20 protein-coding genes are annotated in these 25,076 nt (G+C 47.1%); 10 read left to right on the forward strand and 10 right to left on the reverse strand.

The genetic code is table 11. The features are described 5' to 3' along the window. Positions 1–272 precede the first annotated feature (272 nt). Genes dxs through METTU_RS03395 form a run of 8 tightly spaced genes read right to left on the reverse strand, consistent with a single transcriptional unit; the run spans position 273 to position 11,967 of the window. Positions 273–2,135 (reverse strand): 1-deoxy-D-xylulose-5-phosphate synthase, encoded by a 1,863-nt coding sequence (gene dxs / locus METTU_RS03360; RefSeq protein WP_006889886.1) that lies wholly within the window; start codon positions 2,133–2,135, stop codon positions 273–275. 1 nt (position 2,136) lies between these two features. Beyond that, positions 2,137–3,774, reverse strand: coding sequence for a CopD family protein (locus METTU_RS03365; RefSeq protein ID WP_006889887.1), 1,638 nt, complete (start codon positions 3,772–3,774; stop codon positions 2,137–2,139). Between the two features lie 9 nt (positions 3,775–3,783). Further along, entirely contained in the window at positions 3,784–4,140 is a 357-nt protein-coding gene (locus tag METTU_RS03370; RefSeq protein WP_006889888.1) for a copper resistance CopC family protein, read from the reverse strand. A gap of 17 nt (positions 4,141–4,157) precedes the next feature. Continuing rightward, on the reverse strand, positions 4,158–5,543 hold the full coding sequence (locus METTU_RS03375; RefSeq protein ID WP_006889889.1) for an aspartate aminotransferase family protein: 1,386 nt from the start codon (positions 5,541–5,543) through the stop codon (positions 4,158–4,160). Positions 5,544–5,559: 16 nt separating this feature from the next. After that, entirely contained in the window at positions 5,560–8,178 is a 2,619-nt protein-coding gene (locus METTU_RS03380; protein WP_040579582.1) for an MMPL family transporter, read from the reverse strand. Between the two features lie 5 nt (positions 8,179–8,183). Continuing rightward, on the reverse strand, positions 8,184–8,903 hold the full coding sequence (locus METTU_RS03385; RefSeq protein WP_006889891.1) for a phosphorylase family protein: 720 nt from the start codon (positions 8,901–8,903) through the stop codon (positions 8,184–8,186). After that, positions 8,900–10,855, reverse strand: coding sequence for a squalene--hopene cyclase (gene shc / locus METTU_RS03390; RefSeq protein ID WP_006889892.1), 1,956 nt, complete (start codon positions 10,853–10,855; stop codon positions 8,900–8,902). Before shc ends, METTU_RS03385 begins: the two co-directional genes overlap by 4 nt. An 11-nt stretch (positions 10,856–10,866) precedes the next feature. After that, positions 10,867–11,967: a phytoene/squalene synthase family protein gene (locus tag METTU_RS03395; RefSeq protein WP_040579964.1), complete on the reverse strand. Its 1,101-nt coding sequence runs from the start codon at positions 11,965–11,967 to the stop codon at positions 10,867–10,869. 485 nt (positions 11,968–12,452) lie between these two features. Here METTU_RS03395 and hpnH point away from each other — a divergent pair, with 485 nt between their 5' ends. The 3 genes from hpnH to METTU_RS03410 all read left to right on the forward strand — a co-directional run bounded on the left by hpnH (position 12,453) and on the right by METTU_RS03410 (position 15,284). Beyond that, positions 12,453–13,562, forward strand: coding sequence for an adenosyl-hopene transferase HpnH (hpnH, locus tag METTU_RS03400; protein ID WP_006889894.1), 1,110 nt, complete (start codon positions 12,453–12,455; stop codon positions 13,560–13,562). 112 nt (positions 13,563–13,674) lie between these two features. Then, a complete protein-coding gene (locus tag METTU_RS03405; protein WP_006889895.1) occupies positions 13,675–14,292 on the forward strand; it encodes an ABC transporter substrate-binding protein in 618 nt (205 codons plus the stop codon). 47 nt (positions 14,293–14,339) lie between these two features. After that, positions 14,340–15,284: an MlaA family lipoprotein gene (locus METTU_RS03410; RefSeq protein ID WP_254257812.1), complete on the forward strand. Its 945-nt coding sequence runs from the start codon at positions 14,340–14,342 to the stop codon at positions 15,282–15,284. An 84-nt stretch (positions 15,285–15,368) separates the two neighbouring features. On the opposite strand, the gene METTU_RS03415 is transcribed toward METTU_RS03410, so the two are convergent. Further along, positions 15,369–15,884, reverse strand: coding sequence for an adenine phosphoribosyltransferase (locus METTU_RS03415; RefSeq protein ID WP_006889897.1), 516 nt, complete (start codon positions 15,882–15,884; stop codon positions 15,369–15,371). Positions 15,885–16,147: 263 nt separating this feature from the next. Here METTU_RS03415 and METTU_RS03420 point away from each other — a divergent pair, with 263 nt between their 5' ends. The 3 genes from METTU_RS03420 (at position 16,148) to METTU_RS03430 (ending at position 18,444) form a co-directional block, all read left to right on the forward strand. Further along, entirely contained in the window at positions 16,148–17,308 is a 1,161-nt protein-coding gene (locus METTU_RS03420; protein ID WP_006889898.1) for an HPP family protein, read from the forward strand. Positions 17,309–17,394: 86 nt separating this feature from the next. Then, positions 17,395–17,919 carry a hypothetical protein gene (locus METTU_RS03425; protein ID WP_150107727.1) on the forward strand — a complete coding sequence of 175 codons (525 nt, stop codon included), beginning with the start codon at positions 17,395–17,397 and terminating at the stop codon, positions 17,917–17,919. A gap of 3 nt (positions 17,920–17,922) precedes the next feature. Further along, positions 17,923–18,444, forward strand: coding sequence for a hypothetical protein (locus METTU_RS03430; protein WP_006889900.1), 522 nt, complete (start codon positions 17,923–17,925; stop codon positions 18,442–18,444). 196 nt (positions 18,445–18,640) lie between these two features. On the opposite strand, the gene METTU_RS03435 is transcribed toward METTU_RS03430, so the two are convergent. Further along, on the reverse strand, positions 18,641–20,350 hold the full coding sequence (locus tag METTU_RS03435) for a proline--tRNA ligase (protein ID WP_006889901.1): 1,710 nt from the start codon (positions 20,348–20,350) through the stop codon (positions 18,641–18,643). 286 nt (positions 20,351–20,636) lie between these two features. Here METTU_RS03435 and METTU_RS03440 point away from each other — a divergent pair, with 286 nt between their 5' ends. From METTU_RS03440 to METTU_RS03455, 4 genes are read left to right on the forward strand one after another with little or no spacing between them, the layout of a single operon-like run. Beyond that, positions 20,637–21,695: a response regulator gene (locus METTU_RS03440; protein ID WP_006889902.1), complete on the forward strand. Its 1,059-nt coding sequence runs from the start codon at positions 20,637–20,639 to the stop codon at positions 21,693–21,695. Positions 21,696–21,704: 9 nt separating this feature from the next. Continuing rightward, positions 21,705–23,267, forward strand: coding sequence for an ASKHA domain-containing protein (locus tag METTU_RS03445; RefSeq protein WP_006889903.1), 1,563 nt, complete (start codon positions 21,705–21,707; stop codon positions 23,265–23,267). 11 nt (positions 23,268–23,278) lie between these two features. Continuing rightward, positions 23,279–23,947, forward strand: coding sequence for a cobalamin B12-binding domain-containing protein (locus METTU_RS03450; protein WP_006889904.1), 669 nt, complete (start codon positions 23,279–23,281; stop codon positions 23,945–23,947). Further along, positions 23,944–24,972 carry a uroporphyrinogen decarboxylase family protein gene (locus tag METTU_RS03455; RefSeq protein ID WP_006889905.1) on the forward strand — a complete coding sequence of 343 codons (1,029 nt, stop codon included), beginning with the start codon at positions 23,944–23,946 and terminating at the stop codon, positions 24,970–24,972. Before METTU_RS03450 ends, METTU_RS03455 begins: the two co-directional genes overlap by 4 nt. Positions 24,973–25,076 lie beyond the last annotated feature (104 nt).

Below are 25,076 nucleotides of genomic sequence, written 5' to 3' on the forward strand. Positions count from 1 at the left end.
ATTGTACAGCATCTGAAACAGATTATTAGGTATATGATATCAAGTATATAACGTTAAATTTAAAGAAGAATCAGTCCGTAGGATACGTTAAGGTACGAAGCGTATCAATCGCGAACGATGCGCATCACTGCGTTTAGTACATCCTACTGAAACAGTCTTTTAGGTTTCAAAGGTCTAAAATTAAGTAAGATAAGTATCGCGTACCTTACGGTAGGTATAAAAAAAGGGCGACCATTGGTCGCCCTTTTTATTTGGCTGTTACCTCGGTATTCTTACGCGCAAAACTTTTCAACCTTAGCAAGAATCCCTTGTATATCCAGGCCGCACAACGCCAGCAATTCTTCTCTTGTACCTTGCTCGACAAAACTGTCCGGCAGGCCTATATTCAGCACCGGCATCAGGATCTGTTGCGCTTGCAGGAAGTCGTTGACGGCGCTGCCTGCACCGCCGGCGAGTACGTTTTCTTCGACGGTGATCAGCACTTCATGGCTCTTGGCTAACTCAAGCACCAGCTCGGTATCGATAGGTTTGACAAAACGCATGTTGACTACGGTTGCGCCCAGCTGTTTACCGGCTTCCATAGCTGGAGTTACCATGCTGCCCCAGGCCAGGATGGCAATGCGGCTGCCTTGGTGACGAACTTCGGCCTTGCCCAACGGCAATGCGGTCATGGTCTTGTCGACCGCAACGCCGGGGCCTTTGCCGCGCGGGTAACGTACGGACGCCGGACCTTCATGCATAAAGCCGGTGTAGAGCATTTGCCGGCATTCGTTTTCATCGGCAGGCGCCATTACCAGCATGTTGGGAATACAACGCATATAGCTGTAATCAAAACTACCGGCATGGGTCGGGCCGTCAGGGCCGACTAAACCGGCGCGATCCAGTGCAAACAACACATCCAGGTTCTGGATGGCGACGTCATGAATCATCTGGTCGTAAGCCCGTTGCAAGAACGTCGAATAAATCGCCACTACCGGTTTTGCGCCTTGGCAAGCCTGTCCTGCTGCCAGCGTCACCGCGTGTTGTTCGGCAATGGCAACATCGAAATAACGTCTTGGATAACACTGCGAAAATTTGACCAGTCCTGAACCTTCACGCATAGCGGGAGTAATGCCCAATAAGCGCTCGTCTTTTGCCGCCATATCGCAGAGCCACTCGCCGAACACTTCGGTGTAAGTCGGGTGCGGGGAGGGCGCGGATTTTGGCAGGCAATCTTTGCTGGGGTCGAAAGCCGGTACGCCGTGATAGGCTAACGGATCTTTCTCGGCAGGCGGGTAACCTTTGCCTTTTTGGGTAACGATATGCAAAAAGCGCGGTCCGGTAATATGCTTCAGGTTTTCCAGCGTCGAAACCAGCATGTCTATGTCATGCCCGTCAATCGGGCCGATATAATTAAAGCCCAGCTCCTCAAACAAGGTGCCCGGCACTACCATGCCCTTCATGTGCTCTTCGGTGCGGCGTGCCAGTTCCCAGACGCTGGGCATGCTGCTTAAGGCCTTTTTACTGCCTTCACGCATCGACGAATAAAATTTGCTGGACAAAATCTTGGTCAGGTAATTGTTCATCGCGCCGACCGGCGGCGAGATCGACATGTCATTATCGTTCAAAATTACCAGCAGGTTGGCATCCAGAGCGCCCGCATGATTCATTGCTTCAAACGCCATGCCGCCGGTGATGCTGCCGTCGCCGATAATCGCGACCATTTTCTTGTCTTCGCCTTTTAACTCCGAGGCAATCGCCATGCCTAAGGCCGCGCTGATCGAGGTGCTGGAATGGCCGACGCCGAACGCATCGTATTCGCTCTCCGCCCGACTGGGAAACGCCGATACGCCGTCCTTGGTGCGAATGGTGGTCATCCGGTCTTTGCGTCCGGTCAGAATCTTGTGCGGGTAAGCTTGATGGCCGACATCCCAAACCAGCTGGTCGGATGGCGTGTCGAACACGTAATGCAAGGCTATCGTTAACTCAACCGTACCTAAACCTGCGGAAAAGTGACCGCCGGAAATACTCACGGTATGGGTTAAGAAATCGCGTAGTTCTTTTGCCAAAGGTTTAAGCTGGCTTTTGGACAGTTTGCGTACATCGGCCGGTGTGTTGATATCTTTGAGCAGGGGGTAGTTATGTATTGTATGCATATTAGTAAAGGGGTTCTCGATAGAACATCAGGATGATGCCAATCTGAAACAGGGCGGCAACAGAAATAAAACCGGCAATATCCTTGCCCGGTCTGTCTAATTTCAATTCCAGCCAGCGACCGCATGCCAGAATGAGAGAGAAAATCCCCATTGTGGTGTGGCCGACCTGGATAAGGAAAGCACTTTTGGCTTGAAAGCCGACATGTGAGTGGGTGAGCAGCATTAAACCGCCAAAAGCGGCCAGCAACGGAAAAACAAAAGGGAGTTTGCTGTGTGGATTTTTGGTTATCCGGGCACTGAGTTCCATAATGCCGAGTACAAATACCAGTAAGGTTGCAATCCGGTGCTGTAACACCTCGCCGTTATTAAAAGTACTTTCCCAGAAGCCTATCGGTCCCAAGGGCCATGTTTCTGCATCGCTACGGAAAAACAGGAAGATGCCCAGTCCGACGAAACCCAACGGCCAGTATTTGCAGTATTCAAAGCCGGGCTTTTTTACATAAGACAGCATCGCAAAGAAGCTCATCAGCGTCAGGAAAATACCGGCAATGTTGTGGTTGTAGTTCGACCATTCGGTTGCCGCCAGGGAGGGCACTTGGCCGACAATGGCAACACGTCCCGGCTCGCCCGCAATCAAATCCGTATGCGTTGGGGAGCTTGTTTGGGGGATTTGCGGGTTAAAGGTGTTCAGGACTTCCTGCCAACTTGCCGTCAGGTTTGAAATATCAATAGCCGGGGGCTGGGAAGCCAGACTGGCGGCGGTAAACAGCAAGGTGACCAAAACGAAGGTTTCCGCTTCAATGTAATAAGGCACGCGGTTATTTAATGCGTGGTTATTGCCGGAAAACCGGAATACCACTACTGCGGATTTATTTAACCAGGCAAAGCCCAGCGCGATGCTCATTAAGGTGATTTTTACCATCAATAAATTGCCGTAGCCGGTACCGATCAGGCCGTTCCAGGTATCAATATATTGCAGTGCAATAGGCAGGCCCGAGATCAGGATCATCGCAACCGAGGCTATGCCGAAGGTAGAGAAGCGCTTAAGCAATAAAGGCCATAATCCGGCACTAATCTCGTTGTTGCTGCGTAACAGCCAAATATTGGCCAGCTGAAAAACACCGCCGATCCAGGCCGCTGCGGCGAGCTGATGGATGACCGTCAGCGACATTAATACAAACTGATTTTCAAAACGCCCCGCGCCATGTACCAGCCAGGCGCCTGAAATAATCATCGGCAAGGCTACAATGCCGGCGGTTATCCAGTGCCGCTTTGAAAAAGGATTTTTGCTGAGATAGTGATAACAGTAACCCGCCAAAACCACAGTCAGTATCGTGCGTACTATGCCGCCTATGAATTGCGTAGTTTCGGCGAATTCGGGAAACGGCCATCGCTCAAGTACGGCGGTCATTAACCATACCTTGAGAATGATTTTGAAAAGTTGAGCGGCAGCCAGCCAAAAACCGCCTTTATAAAGAAGGGTAATGGTTTTTTGCAGTAATGCCGCCGAGTACCCGTCTTGATAATGCCACGGACGTAAGACAAAAAGTCCCCAGAACAGGCTGCCGATTGCTAATGAATAACAAATCAGGTCAAACCCGCCAATAAGGGAATCGAGAAAATCAGCTATACCGGCCATTGCTAACCCCTATTTGGAAACGGAAAAGTGAATAACATCTTCTGTTAAATGACCGTCAGCAGCGAAGACTTTAAATCTGAGGGCATAATCACCGGCTTCCAATGGCGGAATATGGACAATGATCTGGCCTTGTTTGTCGCCACTGACGGCTTGTAATAACTGATGTTTATCGCCTTTACTGACCAGGAAAATTTGCGACAGGCCAAGTTCAATCTGGGAATTAAACCTTAGTTCGACTTTGGCCGGGTCGTTGACATGAATGGGCGTTATTTTTAGTGAATAATCGGTTATTACCGCATGAGCGGCGACCCAATGTGACTGGCACAAAGTTAAAAATAATAAACACATTAAAATGTTTTTCTTCATTGCGTCCCCTTGCTTAATTATTTTTTGCCTTTCAGGGCATGACCGGCCAGATTCTTGCCTAAATCCCAGATGGAACCGGGAATTTGATGGGTATCGGCTATGGCTTTATCGAATGAATTGACTATATTGTCGCGGTCTTTTTGCGTTAAATTTAAGGGGGGCAATAATTTGACCACGTTCATGCCGTGCCCTGCAACCTGCGTTAATATGTGGTGTTCTTTAAATAATGGAATAGTGATCATTTGACAGAATAAGCCTTTATTGGCTGCTTCCAGCATCGCCCAGGCGGCTTTGAGTTTCAGGCTTTTGGGTGATTGGAATTCAATCGCGATCATCATGCCTTTACCGCGCGCTTCTTTCAGGAATTCATATTTCCCGGCCATGGCGTTCAGGCTGTCGATGATGTCGGTGCCCACTTTCATGCTGTTTTCTACCAGTTTTTCGTCTTCCATAACGTGTAGCGTGGCAAGGCCGGCAGCCATTGCCATGTTGTTTTTGGAGAAGGTTGATCCATGTACGATGGCTCGATCCATGCGGTTATAAACGGTATCCATGATTTTTTGGGTCATCGCGACAGCGCCGACCGGTACAAAGCCGCCTGACAGGGCTTTGGCCATGCAAATCATGTCCGGTTTGACGTTCCAATGGTCGATTGCCCAGAATTTTCCGGTACGCCCCAAGCCTGTCTGAACTTCATCGGCGACAAACAAGGTGCCGTATTTTTTACATAAGCGTTCGACTTCCGGTAAATAATTATCGTCCGGTACGTTAACGCCTTTACCTTGAATAGGTTCGACGACGAAAGCGGCAACATCTTTGTTGCTTAAGGCTTTTTCCAATGCGGCAAGATCATTGAAAGGAACGGCGATGCAGCCGGGCAGCAACGGGCCGAAACCCTCGCGGAAAATGTCTTCACCGTTTAATGACAAAGAACCCATGGTCAGGCCATGATAGCCATGTTCGCAGAAGACGATTTTTTCGCGCTTGGTGGTATAGCGGGCGAATTTGATCGCCGCTTCCACGGATTCGGTGCCGGAATTGCAAAAGAACATTTTGTTCAGGTTGTCCGGTGTGGTTTTCAGGATTTCCTGCGCCAGTAATCCGCTGAGCACGGACACATCCATTTGCACCAGATTGGGCAATTCCAGTGTTAAGGTCTCAGTCAATGCGCTGATGACGGTCGGGTGGTTGCGGCCGATTGCAAATACGCCGAAACCGCTGAGCAAGTCCAGATATTCCGTGCCTTCCTGATCGTAGAGATATTGTCCGATAGCCCTTTTATAGTGGCGGTCGTAGCCTATGGTCTTTAACACTCTGACCATTTGATTGTTTAAATGTTGTTCGTGCAGATCAAATTTATCAGTACTGTGTTGAGAAAAAAGTTCGGCGATGCTGAATGACATTAGATACCTCAAAAAATTAAATTCTTTTGCCGCTGAAAGCAGGCAGGACTATTAAAGAACACATCACTGTGAAAGTAAGGCCTATGGCCAATACTAAACCCATGCTTGCCATACCCTGATGAGCGGTGAAGGCCAAGCTGGAAAAACTGCACAAGGTCGTTACGGAGCTGAAAATAATGCCTCGGGTGGTGCTGCTTTGCAGCAAATTTTCATCTTCACCCGAACTGGAATGGTGCCTGTGCATGATCAGGATGCTACTGTCGATACCCATGCCCAGCAATAAGGGCAGGGCGATGATATTGGCAAAATTGAAAGGATTATCCAGTAATACGTTGGTTGCACCGGTTAGCAAAGCAGCTAGCAATAATGGCATGATAACCAGTAAGGTCTTTCTGACGCTTCTGTACATCAGCAATAATAACACCACAATGGCAATAAAAGCACCGCTAAAGGCGTTAATAAATGCCTTGACTATGGCATCGCCCCCGGCCTGATTGATAATCGGCAGGCCGGAAACCGTGTTATCAATGGCTTGCACCTGAGTAACGAATTCTTTTAGGTTCTCAGGTCTATTTTGGTCTTTTTCAGGCGTGATCAGGACTCTATAGAGACCGGTGGCGCTGATCCAATGCGATCTTATGTCTGACGGTAAATCGTCCAGTTCAAAAGGTATTGCTGTCAGGCTGGTTCGTAGGCGCTCTATAGTAAACGGCAGCAGGCCTAGAATATTTTTTTCCAACTGTACGTAACTTGCTGCCGGAGTTTGGGTGGCGTCTACCTGTTTAATGAATGCCTCGATGCGCTGTTGTAGTTGCTGCAAGGTTTGTTGCGGCACATTCGGGGATTTTTCAACAATGGCTTTTTTCAACGCTTCATTGAACTTAATCAATGCCGTCTGCTGGTTCGCTGTATCGAGTGTGTTGTCAAAGTTTTTAAGTTGCCCGCCCAGCATCAGATTTAAATCTTCAATAGTAGCCAGTTTTTCGTCCTGATTTTTAGCGACAAAACTCGCCAAAGTGATGGTTTCGTGTACGGATGGTTGCGGCTCGAGTTGGGTGGTGATTTTGTCGGCTGCTTCCAGGTTGTTTGCCAACGCGGTCAGGGCAAACGGGGATTCGGTTTTGGACTGTAACAGTTCTTTAATGGTTAAGACCGATTCGCTATTGGGGTCTCTAAGGTTGATCGGGTTGTAATCGAAGGTAAGATGGGTCAATACGAAACAGGCGCCTATGCCCAGCAAGATAGAGACGATTTTGATACCGGTTGAATAGCGAAACGGGAAGGTAATTACGAAGGCCGGGGTTAACGGTGAGCGTATCGGCTTTACATCATTGACCGGAAAAACGCAGAATAAGGCCGGTAGCACGGTCAGCGAAATAACCAGGCCGATAAAGATACCGCCGCCTGAAATAATGCCTAATTCGGATACGCCCGCATAATCCGTGGGTATAAAGGCAAAAAAACCAATTGCTGTCGCCAGGGCGCATAAAAATAATGAAGAGCCGACGTCGCGGATACTGATCAGGATAGCTTCGCTATTTGATAGGCCGTCGGCTTTGCCTTCGCGATAATGCAGGCAGATATGGATCGCGTAATCGACGCCCAGCCCGATATATAAGCTGGCAAAAGCAATAGAAATGACATTCAAATGCCCCACGGTGATAGCGGCGAATCCGGCAGTCAGTATCAAGCCCATCACCAGGACGATATAGGTTGTAATCAGCAATCTTATTGAACGCAGGCCTATCCATTGAATTGCGAATACTAAAACCAGCGACAACAGACCGGAGAAAGTGGCGCCTTTGGTAACGCTCTCAAGTTCTTCGTGCTCCAGCGCGGTCTCGCCGGTTATGCGAATGCTGAGCGACGGATTTTCCGCCATGATTGCGCGACTGATTTCGCGCGCTGCCGACAGTGCGACATCGGCGGGCAGCATTTCATTAAAATGCATTTTAGGTTTGGCTATGACGATAGTGCGGTTAAATTGGGTTTCTGCTGCTGTGCTCTTGTAGTTGTCAGTGGACAGTATGTTCTGCCAGGACAAATAGTGCGATTGACCGTTTAACTGATTTTTTAGTGCATCATCAATGGCGAGAAGTATAGGGTTTAAGTCCATAGGCAAGGCATTGTTACGCTGGTTAAGCGCTTGGCCGATACTGCCTAATAGTCCTTCAAGGTGATAATTCTGCGCCATGTGACCTATAAAGGGCTGGGCATCGGTGAGTTTTTTGGCGAAATTATCCAAATCATTTTGATCCAGATAGAGCAGTGCCTGTTGTCTGAAAAAAGCGTTGTCTGTGGGTATGTAGGCAGAATCAAAGCGGTCGTTTGCTTTGTTTAACTGTTCGGCAAGCTTGCCGGCAGCCTGAGACGATTCTTCGGGTGTATCGGCCTGAACCACAAAAATAATGGTGGTGGCGTCCTCGGGAAAGGCCTGATTAAAATGAGCCTGGTTTTGCTGAAAAGGCAGGTCGGGCGACAGCATTTCAGCGGTGTTGGTGTTAATTTCCAGGTTTTTAATGGTGTAATACAGAGTGGCGCCGCAAAGCAATAGCGATAGTAATAGCAGCGTCCACGGGCAGCGCATAATTTGTCGCTCGCACCAGCCGAGCAGGGTATTGAAAAAAGATGACATGCTGCTTATTGGTCTTGGCTTGGGAGTGCGGTCAGATGATCGAGCTGTTTGGCGACCAATTTTAACGTGTTTTTTGCGGCATTGAAATGCAGGCCCAGCTTTATGAGTCCCGGCAATTCAGCAGGGTGTAAGGCGATAAATAATAACAACTTACTCAAAACAATGTCGCCTTCATTATTAAGCGAGTGATTGATGGCTTTGGGTAGGTCCATGTTGACCGGATCGGCAATGGCACGAACAGCTAAAAAAGGCAGGTTGTTTTGTAGTGCAACTTTGGCTATGGCGATACTTTCCATGTCCAATGCGACTGCGCCGGTTTGCGTGTGCAGGTGTTTTTTGTCCTTGCCGTTAGCTACGATGGTTTTACTTTCCACCAAGCCGCCGGTGTGGACTTTTAGCGTGTTTGAAAGCAGGTTTTTGGCGTAGCCATGCCAGACAGGGTGAGTGGCGATTTGAGTGCCTTCCGCATCTATCAGGGTGTCGGCCAGAACCAGGTCTCCTGATTTTAATGATGCACTGAGGGCGGCGGCGCAACCCCAACTGACCAGTCGGATTGCACCTTGCGCAACCAATAGCTCGGATGCTGCTCGTGCATTGTCGGCGCCTGCGCCGGAATAGGCGAGAATGATCGTGTCGGTAATAAAAACACAGCACCCTTTATCAATTTTTTTTGAGGTCAGGGTGCTGAGTTCTTCCGGTAAGGCAACAACAATGCCGGTGATCACTTTTTGAGGAACTCGTTACGGTAGCGAGCCAAGGCCCAAAGCGGGAAGAACTTGTCGTAACCGTGGTATTTAAGATAGAACACTTTAGGAAAGCCGGGCGCGGTGAAGCATTCGTCATTCCATACGCCGTCAGCTTGCTGGTTGCGCAAGATGAAATCGATGCCTGCTTTCACTTCGGGACTGTGAGCTTCCCCCGCCGCCATCAGCGCCAAAACAGCCCAAGCTGTTTGGAATGCGGTGCTGAAATGATATTTTCCGCTATGGCTTAAATCGTGATAGCTGTAGTTGTCTTCGCCCCAGCCGCCATCGCCGCGTTGTACGCTTTTCAGCCATGTTGCGGCTTTGGTGTACATCGGGTCGGTTTTAGGCAGGCCGGTTTGCTCAAGGCCAAGCAATGCCGACCAAGTGCCGTAAATGTAGTTGGTTCCCCAGCGGCCAAACCATGAGCCGTCCTGTTCCTGTTCGCTACGGATGTAGTCGATAGTACGCTCTAATGCAGGTTGGTATTCATCATGATCCTGAGCTACTCTGGCCATCAGCATGGCGCAACGCGCGCTGACATCGGAAGTAGGCGGGTCTAATAACGCCCCGTGGTCGGCAAAGGGGATTTCATTCAAGTAATAGTGAGTGTTATCGACGTCAAACGCACCGTAACCGCCGTTTCTGGATTGCATGCCGACTATCCAGCGGGTTGCGCGGTGGATTGATTCGTCCAGGTTGGGTATGTTCGATTCCGCCATCGCGAAGGCCACAATCGCTGTGTCGTCGACATCAGGATAATGCGGGTTTTCAAATTGAAATGCCCAGCCGCCGCCTGCTAAATCAGGCTTGGAAATTCGCCAATCGCCTGGTTCGTCCGACAGCTGTTTGCTTTTAAGCCAGTCGTAAGCGCGAGTCAGACTTTGGCTGTTGCCTGCCTTGTCGGCTTCTTGTAAAGCCAGTGCGGCCAGCGCTGTATCCCAAACCGGGGACAAACAGGGCTGGCAGTAAGCGTCATGTTCATTGATGACCAGTAACTTGTCTATGGCTTTGCGTGCGGTGACGACATGATGATGATCTTTCGGCATGCCCAGCAGCAGCATGGCTTCGTAAGAGCCGACCATGGCAGGGAAAATTCCGCCCAGGCCGTCTTCGCCGTTCAGGCGTTCAATAAACCAGTTTTTGGCTTTTTCAATCGCCAATTCATGTGCTTTTTTCGGAATTAACGGACGTGTCAATCTGCCCAGTTTATCCAGGCCCAGAAAGATTTTATTTAACAGGGTTCTTTCAGGGAAATAGTGTTTTTCTTCATCCGGGTGGGTGATGAAAAGTTCCAGTACGTTGATGTTGTTTGGATTTTTTGCGGTTGCTTTCAGGGTGCAAAGAATAAACAGCGGCACCATAACGGTTCTGGACCAGTAGGATACTTTGTCCAGGTGGAACGGAAACCAGCTGGGGAACAGCATGATTTCGACAGGAATATACGGTACGCCGCGCCAAGGCAATTGCTCAAAGGTTGCCAATGCAATGCGCGTAAACACATTGGCTTTTGCGGCGCCGCCTTGGCTGAGGATGTAATTTCTTAATCGAACCATGTGGGGTGCGTCGATAGAATCTCCCACCATTTTTAGCGCGTAATAGACTTTAACACTGCAACTGATGTCGCCGGGGCCGCCGGTATACAGCGGGTAACTACCGTCTTCGGATTGACGGGGTCTTAAATAGTTGGCGATTTTGGCCTGTAGCGACTCATCAATCTCACCCAGGTAGTGCATCATCATGATGTACTCCGATGGAATCGTACAGTCCGCTTCCAGTTCGAATACCCAATAGCCGTCTTTGTCCTGCAGGCTTAATAATTTATCCTGCGCTTTGCTAATGGCTCGATTGAGGTTGTCGGTATAGCTATTAACGGTATTCGATGAGCTCGAAACAGTGCTGATATTTATCTCTGAATTGGCTTCGTTAAACATAAGTTCCGTCCTTAAAGTTTTACTTTGGCTTCTGAGGATTGTGTTGAGTATGACCAGTCGGGCGTTTTGAGTTCGCGACTTGTTAAGTTAAAAAGTAAGGTCAGCAGGGTGTTGCTGCGTCCAGTCAATCGGGTCGCCAGAATAGTCGCTTTAACGCTGTTGCGAGTGATTTTGACTTGATCGGAATGGTTGAAATCCAGGTTTTGCTTGATCTTTTTTAAGGTCAAAACGGCCATGCCTAATGCCCAAAGACAGAAGTTGCGGATGCCGGTTTCATGAGTAGGGAGTAGCAGCGTGTATTTCAGGGCGTTATGCAAATGGCCGTGAGCGATGCTGATCAAGTGTTCCAGGCCTAGGCTGAAGTTTTCTGAATGGGTTTCCGGGGTCAGGTTTTTAAGATCGAACCCTGTCTCGGTAAAAATATCCTGCGGCAGCCAGCACACGCCGCGTTCGGCGTCATCCCAAATATCTTTTAATATATTGGTCATTTGCAGTCCCTGACCAAAAGACACTGACAGGCTAAGCAGTTCGTCTTTGTGTTGTGCGATTTCCGGTGAGTAATGGCAAAAAAGCTTGGCCAGCATTTCTCCGACGCAGCCGGCAACGTAATAGCAGTATCTGTCCATGTCGGCGAGCGTTGCGAGGCCGCCATGCAGGTCTTGGGCTTGAAAGATCGGCATGCCTTCAGCCATGGTTTCCACGCAGGAAGCCAGTGCCTCGATTTGGTCGGGGTCAAACTTATGAGTGATTTGAATAACCCTGGGCAATACATGAATTAACGTGTGCTCAGCAGGAATGGTTTGTTCGGAAAGCAGCGGCGCAAGTTCTACGGCAAACGGCTCTGAATTGGTTCCGGTTTTTACGATATGTATAAACTCTGAGCAAAAATATTTTTTTTGTTCGGGAGATAGGGACACTTCATCTTCTATGGTGTCGACAATACGGCATAACAGATAGGCGTTGGCTACTGCGCCGTATAACTTTTCCGGCAACTGAGGAATGGTCAGCGCAAATGTTCTGGAGACGCCTTCAAGTAATAAAGCCTGAAATTGATCGTCAGATAATTTGCTGAGTGATTTTGGGTTATCCAGGGATATTTGAGTTTCACTCATGATATTTTTGATGTCGACCGGCAGGGTTAATTTAAGTTGGTAAGTGGCAATAATAGACTGTTTGTTGGTATTTTGCAAAGCAATGTTGTTTTGTTGCAAATATGCGAATTCGGTGGCTTTTAAAAGTGCATTATTACTTGTTAAAATAATAAGTTAGTGGCGTTTGTGTCGTATTTCCGGAGGAGGCGTGAAGTTGCGATCCGTATAGGCTATTTACGCAGGCACACTATAAAACTGGAGTCGTCAGTTAAAAGATAGTATTCTAGTCAACAATAGATAAGCGCTTGTATTATATAACAGGCTTGTCGATATTAATTGATTCCGGTCGTTGATAAAGTGGTAGACGATTGTATGTTAGTGAATATTATTTGTTTGTTGTTTTATTGATACAGGGTTTTGTCGTTCCGTAGTATATGTGGTTTCCATGGCGGTCATTTTGTATGGGCGTCTAAGTTTATTAAAGTTTTTTTTTGGAGGGTTTGCTTGTGGGAGTTCCTTTACGTCAGCAGTTGACTGTAGGTAGTTATTTGATTAAGCAAAAGTTGAAAGGGGTTAAGAAGTATCCTTTGGTGCTAATGCTTGAGCCTTTGTTTCGTTGCAATTTGGCCTGTGCAGGCTGTGGTAAAATCGATTACTCCGATGATATTCTCGACAAGCGTCTTTCATTTGAAGAATGTATGCAGGCTGTAGATGAATGCGATGCGCCCATGGTGTCAATTCCAGGGGGAGAGCCGCTTATCCATAAAGAAATGCCGCAAATTGTTGAAGGTATCATTGCGCGGAAGAAATTTGTTTATCTGTGTACCAATGCACTCTTGTTGAAAAAGAGAATTGACGATTATAAGCCATCCCCTTATCTGACATTTTCAATTCATTTAGATGGCATGCAGGAAAGGCATGATACGTCCGTTTGCCAGGAAGGTGTTTTTGAACGGGCTGTTGAGGCCATAAAATTGGCATTGGAAAAAGGCTTTAGGGTTACGGTAAACTGTACCCTGTTTCAAGGCGAAAACGCCCAGGAAGTAGCTGATTTTCTGGATTATGCCATGGAACTTGGCGTTGAAGGCGTAACCATTGCTCCCGGCTTCAGTTACGAACATGCGCCTCAGCAGGATGTGTTTATTAAAGGCAGTGATGTTAAGGATTTGTTCCGTGGCATTTTTAAAATCGGTAAAAAACGCAACTGGAAATTAAATCATTCGTCGCTATATCTTGATTTTCTGGCGGGTAACCAAAACTACGATTGTACGCCATGGGGCAATCCGACCCGTAACGTATTCGGCTGGCAAAAACCGTGTTACTTGCTGGCTGATGAGGGATATGTTTCAAGCTTTCAGGAGCTTCTGGATACCACGCCTTGGGAAAAATACGGTACTGTTAATAATCCTAAATGTGCAAGCTGCATGGCGCATTGCGGTTATGAAGCAACGGCGGTTGAAGATATGTTAAGTCACCCGTTGAAGGCGTTGTGGACATCAATTAGAGGTCCAAAAACCGAGGGTGAAATGGTGCCTGAGGCTACGCCTGAGTATGCAAAAGAAAAACTGTCATCTACCATTGCCGGGATTCCGGTAAGAGTAGAGATTGTTGATTAAAATTTATTTGGGCGAAAGACGAAAGGCTAAAGACTAAGGAGGAGAGGTTTTTTTCGCCCTTCGCCCTGGGTCTTTTGCCTGATTTAAATTGGTTTTACGAGGTTTTTTAATTATGGTTTTGAAAAATGTGAAGTCGGCTGTCGTTTTCATGTTCTTATTATTTGCAACGGCTAACGCTTTTGCAGTGGAGGAAGGCGGGGCAACAGCAAGACAGGTAGTTGAGAAATTTCAAGCCGACCTTATTGCCGTCATGAAGGATGGCAAGAAATTAGGCTATGCAGGAAGATATGAAAAACTCAAGGATCCTGTTTCCAACAGCCACGAGCTGACAAAAATCGCCCGCATTGTTGTCGGTAAAGAGTGGGAGAAGTTATCCGAAGAGCAACAACAAAAGCTGGTTGATGTGTTCAGTCGGTTGAGTATTGCTTCTTATGCGCACAACTTTAAAGATTACTCGGGGGAATCATTTGTATTTGATTCAGAAGAAGAAACAACAAGAGGCGGTGTTGTTGTACATTCTCATTTTGTTGTTCCTGATGACAAGCCCGTTAAGTTCGATTACATGCTAAAAGAGAAGGGCAACAGCTGGCGTATTATTAATATCATTGCCAATGGTGTAAGCGATTTGGCCTTGAAAAGGTCGGAATACACCACTATTCTCCAGCGCGAAGGCTTTGATGCTTTAATGACCAAGATCAATGAAAAAATTGACAACTATTCAAAACAATAGGTTTTATGCCAATGAACAGACCACACAACGGCAAGCGTAGCGTTAAAATGCAACAAACATTCTCAGGTATATTGATCGGAGCCGCCATCGCTCTGAGCGGCTGTGCAACAACGGGCGTTGTCGAGCAGCCAACCGTAGCCAACAAGACCGATCCTTATGAGAACTTTAACAGGAAAATGTTTGGTTTTAACGATCACGTTGATAATTATGTCGCTGAACCTATTTCAAATGCCTATAAATGGATAACCCCCCAGTTCATGCAAACGGGTGTTTTTAACTTCTTTAATAACCTGAAAAACGTCAATGTAGTTATCAACGATGTTTTACAGGCTAAATTTTCACAAAGCGCTGAAGATACCGGACGGCTTGCCATTAATTCAACTGTAGGTTTAGGGGGTCTGTTTGATGTAGCCAAGCATGTAGGGCTGGAACAAAATGAGGAAGATTTTGACCAGACCCTCGCGGTATGGGGTGTACCCCAGGGTTCTTATCTGGTGTTGCCTCTTCTTGGTCCGTCAACTGCGCGCGGCATCCCGGGAGCGGTATTTGATACGGCAGCAAATCCCGCCAGTTATGTAGGCATGCCTGTACAGCTGGTGTCCATGCTGAATGCGCGAGCCAGCGCGGAAGGCGCATTGAAATTTATTGATGAAGCCGCGTTGGATCCTTATGTATTTACGCGTGAATCTTTTTTGCAATGGCGTAATAATCTGGCTACGGATGGAAAGGCAGAGGCGTCTGATGTTGACGGTCTTGACGACGAAGCGCTTGACGGCGATAAAGGCGCGGCTTCAGGACAAGGTTCGTCTGGTGATGTCAATGTAAGCAACAAGGCAGGTCTTGCCCTGAGTCTGGATGCAAACACTAAAGAGATCAGACAAGTCTCGCATTCATTTAGCAGTGTCGCTCAATCATTTGATAACACCGCCAAATCGTTTGAAGATGCCGGTACTAAAGTCGATGCATTTAAAAAATCAAAAAGACTGAGGTAAGGAAGGCGAAGGGCGCAAGGCTAAAGGCAAAAAGCAGTCGTGAATCTGGTTTTTTCGTCTTTTGCCCTTCGCCCTTTGCCTTATTTAATAATGCAATAAAGAATGGACTTCGTAATTCCCCAGCTTTTCCCTTCCTTCCAGAAAGTCCAGCTCCACCACAAATGCGCACGCCTCTACCTTTGCGCCCAGTTGTTCAACTAATTCACAACTTGCTTTTGCCGTTCCGCCGGTAGCCAGCAGATCATCAATCAATAAAACATGATCGTTCGCATCAAAGGCGTCAATATGGGCTTCCAGTGTGGCTGAGCCATATTCAAGGTCATACGATACACTTTGTACGTCATAAGGCAGTTTCCCCGGTTTTCTTAATGGTACAAATGGAAGCCCTAATTCCCAGGCGACCAAAGAGCCGAAGATAAAGCCGCGCGCCTCCATACCGGCAACCACGGTAATATTTCTGCCTAAAAAAGGTTGCAGTAATTGATGGACCGCAAGTCTCAACGTGGCGGGATCTTTTACCAACGGCGTAATATCCTTGAAGATAATGCCGGGTTTGGGAAAGTCAGGGATGTCGCGGATTTTATCTCTTAATCTATTCATTATTTTGTATTATTTTGTATTATTTTGATAGGTAGGAATTTCAGGTTAAGTAAAACGGTATTATTTGTTTATTTTAACATTAAAAACATAGCGGAATAATTGGGACGCTGTTTTAGTATTAATTTATAAATGTCTGGTAAAGCCGATAATTTTTAAATACCCCGTCCAGCCTCAGGGTTCTGAAATATCGGTTTGATTACTTTATACTTGACCCAGCTTCGAGGTTTGGCCGCCTCATTAACGTAAGAGGGAAGTTTAATTTAATGATAAATATCAGTCAGCTTGTCCGTTTTATCACCGTTGATCCGGTAAACTTAAGCCTTAAGGGCAAGCTCCTATCTGTTATTTCCAGTTTCAGCAGCATTTTAATTATGGCGTTGGTTACGCAGCAATTAAGTATCGGCACGGCTTATCCGATTATCGTTGCTTCCATGGGCGCTTCTGCGGTTATTTTATTTATTATCCCTAACAGCCCATTAGCGCAGCCCTGGTCATTTTTTGGCGGACAATTGGTATCCGCTATTATCGGTGTTGCTTGTGCCCAGTGGTTTACCGATATTGCTTTGGCATCGGCATGTGCGGTTGGAGGCAGTATTTTTGCCATGCTGTTGCTGCGTTGCCTGCATCCTCCCGGCGCTGCGACCGCGATGGCACCCATTCTGTCCGGCGACCCTATTAGTTCTCTGGGATATGGTTTTGTGCTGATGCCGGTGGGTATAAATGTGTTGATTATGTTGGTTATGGCGATATTCATTAACCGCTGGTTGTTACGACATGACTATCCAACCGTTTCCGGTAATAAAAACATCGTAGTTAAACCTGCTCAGCAAACCGGTATTTCGGATCAGGATTTGAAGCTGGCGCTGGAAAACATGGATATGTTTATGGATGTTTCGGCAGGAGATCTGCGTAAATTGCTTACCGATGCAGAGGCGCGGAGCTTTAAACGCTTTAAAGGCAATATCATCTGCGCGGATATTATGGTCAGGGATGTGCCGGTTGTTGAATACGGGACGGAAGTTGAAGAAGCCTGGAAAATCATGCATAAGCAAAAACTCAAAGCCATGCCGGTTATTGACAGGGCCAGACGGGTGATTGGCATCATTACCTGGAATGATTTTTTTAAATTTATTAATCTGAGTGCCTATGAAAGTTTCCAGGACAGGTTTCGGGCGTTTATACGTCGTACGCCGGATGTATCAACCGATAAACCGGAATCAGTCGGCCACATGATGACCACTTCGGTTACCGTATTGCCTGAAAGCGCCCATATCGCCGATCTTATCTCCTTGATGTCGACCCAAGGCTACCGGCAGATTCCGATAGTGAACAGCGAAAATCGCCTAGTGGGCATGGTTTATCAGGCTAATCTAATCGCCGCACTTTATGATGAACAATTGTCCTCCGTTGCCAGTCAATTGTAGGCGCCCGATTAAACCTTTGGCAGAAAGTTGAGTACAATACCCGGCGCGCCTGCCAGGGCGGCTTCTTGGACTTCACGGTTTTTATTTTGATTATTAGAATTTCCCTGTTGTTGATTTTGGCTTCATTACCGGTATTTTTATTGGTGGAGCTGTTATTGCGGTTAGCCGTACCCGGTTTGCCCGGTGCGTTGACCCTGTTGGGAACGGCAATGCTGTTAAGCGCGTTTGCTGTGCTGATAATCGCCGGATTATTGGGCATTTTTAAAATAATTATCCGCTCTGCTTTGGATTATTTTTCATCTAAACAACGGGTACAGCGGCGGTTGTGGTTTGTTCAGGCCAGGCAGGATCAGGTCAAGCGCTTGTTTCATTTTAAAGCCAGGCAAATAAAGTATTTTAATGAGCTCAGCAGAAAACGCCTGTTGAAGCTTAATAATCGCAAGCACATTCGGTCATTGTCCAAAGCCATCGATAAAGACCTGCTGTCGATCAAGGCAAAACTGCCGGGAACCACTTACCAGCAACTGCAACAAGACCATGCCCGCTATCGAAGCCGACAGGATGTTGAGGCGTTGTTAACATTGCAGCAAAAAATCTCCACCCTTGTTTAGTGCATGACTATTTTAAATAAAATTATTAAGCTGTTTCATTCGGTTAAAGATGAAAACCTGAAATGGCAGCTGGCTAATCAGGGCGACCAGACCAAGCTCAAACACGCTCGCGTCCTGGCCGAGAAAGCCCTGGAAGCCGAATTAAAAAAGAAAAGCGTACAACTGGAGCATGACATCAGTTTGTTGAAGACTAAACATGACGCCGAACTGTCGATGTTTAAAACCAAGTGCAAGCAGGATGTTAAAGACTATAAACAGTATCTGGCGGCGTTGGATCAACTTAAATCTTCAATTCAGGCCAGTTATACCCATCTGCCCGAGGCGGTCGCCTTCACCATTCATCATCATGCGAAATATTTGTTGAATAAGATGTGGGAAGCTGAAGATTTTGAACAGAAAATGCAGCACGAGATGCAGTTAATCCTGTTTATGACCACCGTGCATGAAGATGCGCGCTTGCATTTGGAAGGGGCGACTACGGATAATCTGCCGGAAAGAACGTTGAATTTGATTGGGCGGGAATAGAGATTCTACTGAGTGTAGATAGTCGATGAGTATTTACGCATAAGTATCTACGTAAGCCATAACGCCGTCATCCCGGCAGGGATGACGGGATCCAGAGCACAGGGCTGTGAAAAATACATCAAAAAACTGGTTTCAAATAGCTATAAATGTTTGAGAGTTGGGCGTTGCCATCCATGGCTGAAAATACCAGTGCCTTTTAACCCAACTTCGCCTTCAAAAAATCAATAATATCCGCAAACGGGATTTCCTCGTTTGCTTCAGCCGTTCTGGCCTTGTATTCAACCGTGCCGGAATCCAGACCGCGGTCGCCAACAACGATACAATGCGGGATGCCGATCAATTCCATGTCGGAAAACATAAACCCGGCGCGGACTTTCCTGTCATCGAATAACACATCGATTCCGGCCGCCAGCAAGTCCTGATACAACTTCTCCGAGGCCTCTTTCAGACGCTCCGATTTGTGCATGTTCATCGGGCACAGCGCGACCTGGAAAGGCGCAAGATTAGTCGGCCAGATGATGCCTTTATCGTCATGGTTCTGTTCGATCGCGGCGGCGACGACGCGGGAGATGCCGATACCGTAACAACCCATGGTCATGATCTGGTTTTTGCCGCCTTCGTTGATGACGCCGGCTTTCATCGCTTCGCTGTACTTGGTGCCCAGCTGGAAGATATGGCCGACTTCAATGCCGCGAGCCAGCGTGATTTGACCTTTGCCGTCCGGGCTGGGGTCGCCTTCAACCACCATGCGCAGATCGGCAATGTGATCAGGAACAGGTAAATCGCGTTCCCAGTTGACGCCTTTATAATGCTTGTCGTCCTGGTTCGCGCCGCACACGAAGTTAGACATTAAAGTCACGCTTCGGTCGGCAATGATCTTGATGTTCAAGCCTATCGGGCCGATAGAGCCGGGTTTGCAGTTGCAGGCGTTGCCCACCTGCTCATCGCTGGCGAATTCAAGCGGGGAGGCGATGCCGTCGATTTTTATCGCTTTAATATCATTAAGGTTATGGTCGCCTCTTAACAGCAGCGCAACCAGCGTGTCTTCTTCGCCTTTAACGATCAAAGTCTTGAGGCATTGCGTGGCGGGGATGTTTAAAAAACCGCAGACTTCTTCGATGCTGTGCTGGTTGGGCGTATCGATCAGCGTTAACGCTTCGGTAGCCGAACCGCGAGTACCGATCGGCATCACCGATTCGGCTTTTTCGACATTGGCGGCATATTCGCTGTCGGTTGAGAACGCAATCGCATCTTCGCCGGAATCGGCCAACACATGGAATTCATGCGATACCGCGCCGCCTATAGAACCCGAGTCGGCGATTACCGCGCGAAAATTTAATCCCAAATGATTAAAAATATTGGTATAAGCCTGATGCATCGCCTCGTAGGTGACCTGCAACGATTCATGATCCAAATGAAACGAATAAGCGTCTTTCATGATGAATTCGCGCGAACGCATCACACCGAAACGGGGACGGATTTCATCGCGGAACTTGGATTGAATCTGGTAATAAGTGATAGGCAGTTGCTTGTAGCTTTTGATCTCGTTGCGCGCCAGATCGGTAATGATTTCTTCGTGCGTGGGGCCAAGGCAAAAATCGCGGTCATGACGGTCTTTTAACCGCGCCAGTTCCGGGCCGTATTGTTCCCAGCGTCCGGTTTCCTGCCACAGTTCGGCCGGTTGCAGACCGGGCATCAACACTTCCAGCGCCCCGGTTTTTTCCATTTCTTCGCGGGTGATTTTTTCGACCTTGCGCATGACCCGCAGCCCCAAGGGCAACCACGTGTAAAGACCTGCGGCCAGTTTGCGGATCAGCCCGGCGCGGATCATCAATTGATGGCTGGCTATTTCAGCATCGGCCGGAGTTTCTTTAACGGTATTGAGCGGGAATTGAGTAGTACGCATTATGATTTAAGGAGCTGGACAATAAAAAACCTCTATTTTACAGATTTAATGCCGGTTTAGTCATCCCGTTATCGTAATCACTTCAGATCATTGATTTATTACCGGCAGTTATTGACGAATAGGTACTTTAACGTACTATTCTGTTTATAATCTGACGCGAGTGAGCCAACTGTTCACGAAAACGAAGGTTTTTTGTGTTCGGAAAAATATTGACCCATCAAGTTGAGTCTTATTGTTTCTTCAGTACATGTTATTTTTAGTAAAAAATTTTAGGTTTATCAAAATCATGCTTAAAGGATTACCTTTGGAATATACAGCGGATATTTTAATTGTCGATGATACATTGGCTAACTTGCAGCTATTATCGACCCTGTTAAAGGAAGAGGGCTATAAAGTACGGCCTGCTAACAATGGCGCTATGGCATTACAAGCGGTTGCTACAAAAAAGCCGGACTTGATTCTGCTGGATATTAAAATGCCTGAAATGAGTGGTTATGAAGTCTGTACGGCGTTAAAAGATAACCCTGAAACAAAAAATATTCCTGTGTTATTTATCAGTGCATTAAATGATGTTACCGATAAAATCCAAGCTTTTAATGTGGGCGCTCTTGATTATATTAATAAGCCTTTTCAATTTGAAGAAGTAAAGGCTCGTGTTGCTACCCATTTGCAATTAAAAGCCTATGAAGATGATATGGAAGCAAGAATAGCTTTTAGCATCCATGAAATTGAGGTTTTGAATCAGGAAATCATTGATACTCAGCAAGAACTTATTTTTACCATGGGGCAGATTTGTGAAACCCGTTCTCATGAAACGGGATTGCATGTAAAACGTGTCGCAGAATATTCGTATTTATTGGCAAAATTATATGGTTATGAAGATCTGGAGCTGATAAAACAAGCCGCTTCCATGCACGACATCGGCAAAGTGGCTATTCCAGATAGTATTTTGAATAAACCAGGAGAATTAACCGCTGAAGAATGGAAGATTATGAAAACTCACAGTCATTTGGGTTTTCAGATGCTCAGTGTGTCACAACGCCCGTTATTTAAATTGGCGGCGACTATTACTTTGGAACATCATGAAAAATGGGACGGTACCGGCTATCCCTCCGGTCTTAAAGGCGAAGAAATCAGTGTGGCAGGACGTATTACCGCTGTTGCCGATGTGTTTGATGCACTGGGGGCCATACGATGTTATAAGCCTGCGAAGAGTCTGGACAAAATTTTAGAGATTTTTCAACAAGAAAAAGGCAAGCATTTTGATCCGGATATGGTTACGCTGTTTTTTGATCATTTGGATGACTTTATTGCTATTCGAAATAAATACACTCAATATGAATAGCAAACAACAATGTTCATACTTTCGGTTAACTTAAACCATCGGCACCTCGCCGATATTACCTTCACATCGCCTTGCAACTTATTCAACTTGTTGGCAACGTACGAGCATACGCGGGTGCGTTCAGCGTGTCAGGGTAAAGGTACATGCGGTCTGTGTCAGGTGCGTATCGACCAAGGCGCGGCCAGTGGGTTGACGCAGTATGAACAGAAACATCTTAGCGCCGGGCAAATCGCCCAAGGCATTCGTCTCGCCTGTCAGATGACGTTGATTGATCACGCAAGTGTTAGCCTCATTAATCCGCTGACTATCGAAGCGCTGGATACTTTAAGCATTCATTCGCCGTTAGTAACGGCGAATGCCCGCTATGCTGTGGCCGTTGATTTGGGTTCAACGCAAGTACGCATCAGTCTTTGGGATAGCGTGCATCAGCGGCGTATCGCGGGGTATTGCGGATTTAATCCGCAAACCTACTACGGCACGGATATACTGAATCGATTGACCGCCGCTACGACGGATAAAAGCGCTGGTCCGGCGATGAGCGAGTTGATACAGGACACGGTAGAGCGGGTGGTGACGGAGTGGATAGACACTAAAAAGTTGGCTGTTACGGAAATTTTGCTGGTCGGCAATACCGCTATGTTGGCATTGCTAGCCAACAAGCATGCTGAACAATTATTGCAACCCGCGTATTGGACGCAAGCCGTCGATTGTACTTTAAACTTTTCAACATTGCGGCAAACGCAAATCCCTATTGCGTCTGTTCAGCCGGTAGCCGGTTTTGTCGGCTCCGATCTATTGGTTGGCATACTGGCCGTAGGTTTAATGCACAGTCCGGGCAGTGCGTTGTTTATTGATTTCGGCACCAATACCGAAATAGCCTTGTGGCATCAGAACAGATTATGGATCACTTCCGTCCCCGGCGGCCCTGCGTTTGAAGGCTGCGGCATTAGCTGCGGTGTTGCCGCCGAACAGGGGGCGATTAGCCATGTTAACTATGATGCCGCGACAGGAGAGTTTCACGGTGCATTGATCGGCACATTGATCGATACAAGCGAGATTAAAGGATTATGCGGTTCGGGTTTGTGCGATGTGATGGCCTGTTTGCTGGAATCGGGACAGTTGAAAAAAAACGGTCGTTTTGCCAAAGCGGTTTCCGAATTGGAAATCGAGTTAGTCAATTTGCATTATCGTGTTACTGTTAAAAAACAGGATATTGATATTTTTCAACGTGCCAAAGCGGCTACAGGTGCCGGTATTAGTAAACTGCTTAGCATCGCAGGGGCGTCATCGGCAGATTTAACACGGCTATGTATTGCGGGCTCTTTTGGGCAGTTCTTAAATATTCAACATGCTCAAGCCATAGGTTTATTACCGGGTTGTGCGCCTGAAAGAGTCGAATTGTGCGGTAATGCCGCGTTAATGGGTTGTGAACAATTGCTTTCCAGCCCGAATCGCGATGAACAATTAAATGAATTGAAGCGCTATGTTGAAATGGTTAATTTGTCGCAAGTCAGCACTTATGAAGAAGTCTTTGTCGATAATCTTTATTTACAGCCGATGCCGTTAGCTTAACTGAGAATTTTATGATACTGGAAAAAGTTATCGCAGCTTACAGCGAAGCCGTTTTTGACACGGATCGCGATAAAGCATTCGAAGTCATTCACGAAGCAATCGCCCAGGGCGTTACCCCTGAGGACATTGTTTTTAAGGTGGTAATTCCTTCGATGGAGCAGATGATTAAAGCCATCAGTGAAGATTTCGATGCCAATCTTGCCCAACATTTCATGGCTTCGCAAATCGCTTCCCAAGTCACCGATGAAATGGTCGCGCAGTTTCAAACAAGCCCGGAAACTATTGGCCGCGTAGTCATCGGCACATCACACGGCGATATGCATACGTTGGGCAAACGCATCGTCAGCGGTTGCTTGCGTTCGTTGATGATTGATGTGATTGATTTAGGCGTCAATGTCAGTGCCGAGCGCTTTGTCGATACCGCGCTGGAACAGGATGCCGGCATTATCGCCATTTCCTCGATGATGGTGCATACCGCCCGTAGTGAATACAGTTGTCTTGCCGTGCGGGAATTGCTTAAACAACGCCGGTTGGAAGACCGCATTAAAATCATTGTCGGCGGCGCACCTTATACATGGGATAGGGAGCTTTACAAAGTCGTACAAGCTGATGCGTGGGCAAGTGACGGTATTTCAGCAGGCAAAGTCATTAAGGATTTGATCATGGAGATGCACAAATGATTACTGGAATGGATAGATTGGTCGCGGCAATAAAGGGCGAAAAGGCGGACCGGATTCCCGTGTTTTGCAATTTATTGGATCAAGGCGTTAAAGAGTTGGGCTTGGCTTCTCTGCATGATTATTATCAACTGGGCGAGTATGTTGCCGAAGGGCAGCTGAAAATGCGCGAGAAATACGGCTACGATAATGTGTGGAGCCTGTTTTATGTCGGCAAAGAAGCGGAATTATTGGGTTGCCGAAAGATATTGTTTTCGCCTGACGGCCCGCCTAATGTTGAGCATTTTGTTATCCAGTCTTATGACGATATTCACAACCTGGAAATTCCGGACGATATTATCCATCACCCCGTTTTTGCCGAAGAATTGAAATGCCTGCAAATCCTGAAGCGGGAAGTCGGCGGGCGTTATCCGATTTGCGGCTATGTGACAGCTAGTATGGCATTGCCCGCCTTGTTAATGGGCATGGATAAATGGTTTGAATTATTATTCATGGGACCGCCGGACGTGCGTGATGAGTTATTAGCCAAATGTTCGTTATTTTGTCAGCGCCATATCGCCGCCTTGAGGGAATTAGGCGTCGATGTAATCGTCTATGCCAATCCGTTCGGTTCTACCGATTTCGTGCCGCTGCCATATATCATCAAAACCGGCATGCCGTGGATGAAACAAGATTTAAGCGCAGGCACACAAGGCATCGTCTATTACTGTGGCGGAGCGCGGTTTAATCAGGTCATTGAATCTGTTATTTCGCAAATCGGCATAGAAACTTATTATTTAAGTCCCCTGGATGATATTGCGACAGGCAAGCAAATCATCAACGGCCGCGGCCTGACCTGTGGCGTTATCAATGATATTAAACTCATTGATTGGTCGGAAGAGCAAATCAGGCAAGAAGTAAAACGCATGTTGGCGGCGGGTATGGCGGGGAATAAATTTCTTTTCGGCACGATTTTAATGCCGTATAAAATCCCTGAACGCAATATTCGGGCGATGTTGGATGCCGTTTATGAATTCGGGCAATTTTAATTGTTCAGCCACGGATTATGCAGATGGACATTATCAAGAGTGAGGCAAAAGGCGAAAGACGAAAGGCTAAGTGCGGGCGTGTTGACGCTCGGATTTTTTCGCCT

The sequence above is a fragment of the Methylobacter tundripaludum SV96 genome (genome assembly GCF_000190755.2).
Lineage (GTDB): Bacteria > Pseudomonadota > Gammaproteobacteria > Methylococcales > Methylomonadaceae > Methylobacter_A > Methylobacter_A tundripaludum.

What these genes read in the sequence shown, in the direction of transcription:
- dxs (WP_006889886.1), bottom strand. Translation starts at nt 2,135, where the DNA reads ATGCATACAATACATAACTACCCCCTGCTCAAAGATATCAACACACCG.
- METTU_RS03365 (WP_006889887.1), bottom strand. Translation starts at nt 3,774, where the DNA reads ATGGCCGGTATAGCTGATTTTCTCGATTCCCTTATTGGCGGGTTTGAC.
- METTU_RS03370 (WP_006889888.1), bottom strand. Translation starts at nt 4,140, where the DNA reads ATGAAGAAAAACATTTTAATGTGTTTATTATTTTTAACTTTGTGCCAG.
- METTU_RS03375 (WP_006889889.1), bottom strand. Translation starts at nt 5,543, where the DNA reads ATGTCATTCAGCATCGCCGAACTTTTTTCTCAACACAGTACTGATAAA.
- METTU_RS03380 (WP_040579582.1), bottom strand. Translation starts at nt 8,178, where the DNA reads ATGTCATCTTTTTTCAATACCCTGCTCGGCTGGTGCGAGCGACAAATT.
- shc (WP_006889892.1), bottom strand. Translation starts at nt 10,855, where the DNA reads ATGTTTAACGAAGCCAATTCAGAGATAAATATCAGCACTGTTTCGAGC.
- METTU_RS03395 (WP_040579964.1), bottom strand. Translation starts at nt 11,967, where the DNA reads ATGAGTGAAACTCAAATATCCCTGGATAACCCAAAATCACTCAGCAAA.
- METTU_RS03405 (WP_006889895.1), top strand. Translation starts at nt 13,675, where the DNA reads ATGGTTTTGAAAAATGTGAAGTCGGCTGTCGTTTTCATGTTCTTATTA.
- METTU_RS03410 (WP_254257812.1), top strand. Translation starts at nt 14,340, where the DNA reads ATGCAACAAACATTCTCAGGTATATTGATCGGAGCCGCCATCGCTCTG.
- METTU_RS03415 (WP_006889897.1), bottom strand. Translation starts at nt 15,884, where the DNA reads ATGAATAGATTAAGAGATAAAATCCGCGACATCCCTGACTTTCCCAAA.
- METTU_RS03420 (WP_006889898.1), top strand. Translation starts at nt 16,148, where the DNA reads ATGATAAATATCAGTCAGCTTGTCCGTTTTATCACCGTTGATCCGGTA.
- METTU_RS03430 (WP_006889900.1), top strand. Translation starts at nt 17,923, where the DNA reads ATGACTATTTTAAATAAAATTATTAAGCTGTTTCATTCGGTTAAAGAT.
- METTU_RS03435 (WP_006889901.1), bottom strand. Translation starts at nt 20,350, where the DNA reads ATGCGTACTACTCAATTCCCGCTCAATACCGTTAAAGAAACTCCGGCC.
- METTU_RS03440 (WP_006889902.1), top strand. Translation starts at nt 20,637, where the DNA reads ATGCTTAAAGGATTACCTTTGGAATATACAGCGGATATTTTAATTGTC.
- METTU_RS03445 (WP_006889903.1), top strand. Translation starts at nt 21,705, where the DNA reads ATGTTCATACTTTCGGTTAACTTAAACCATCGGCACCTCGCCGATATT.
- METTU_RS03450 (WP_006889904.1), top strand. Translation starts at nt 23,279, where the DNA reads ATGATACTGGAAAAAGTTATCGCAGCTTACAGCGAAGCCGTTTTTGAC.
- METTU_RS03455 (WP_006889905.1), top strand. Translation starts at nt 23,944, where the DNA reads ATGATTACTGGAATGGATAGATTGGTCGCGGCAATAAAGGGCGAAAAG.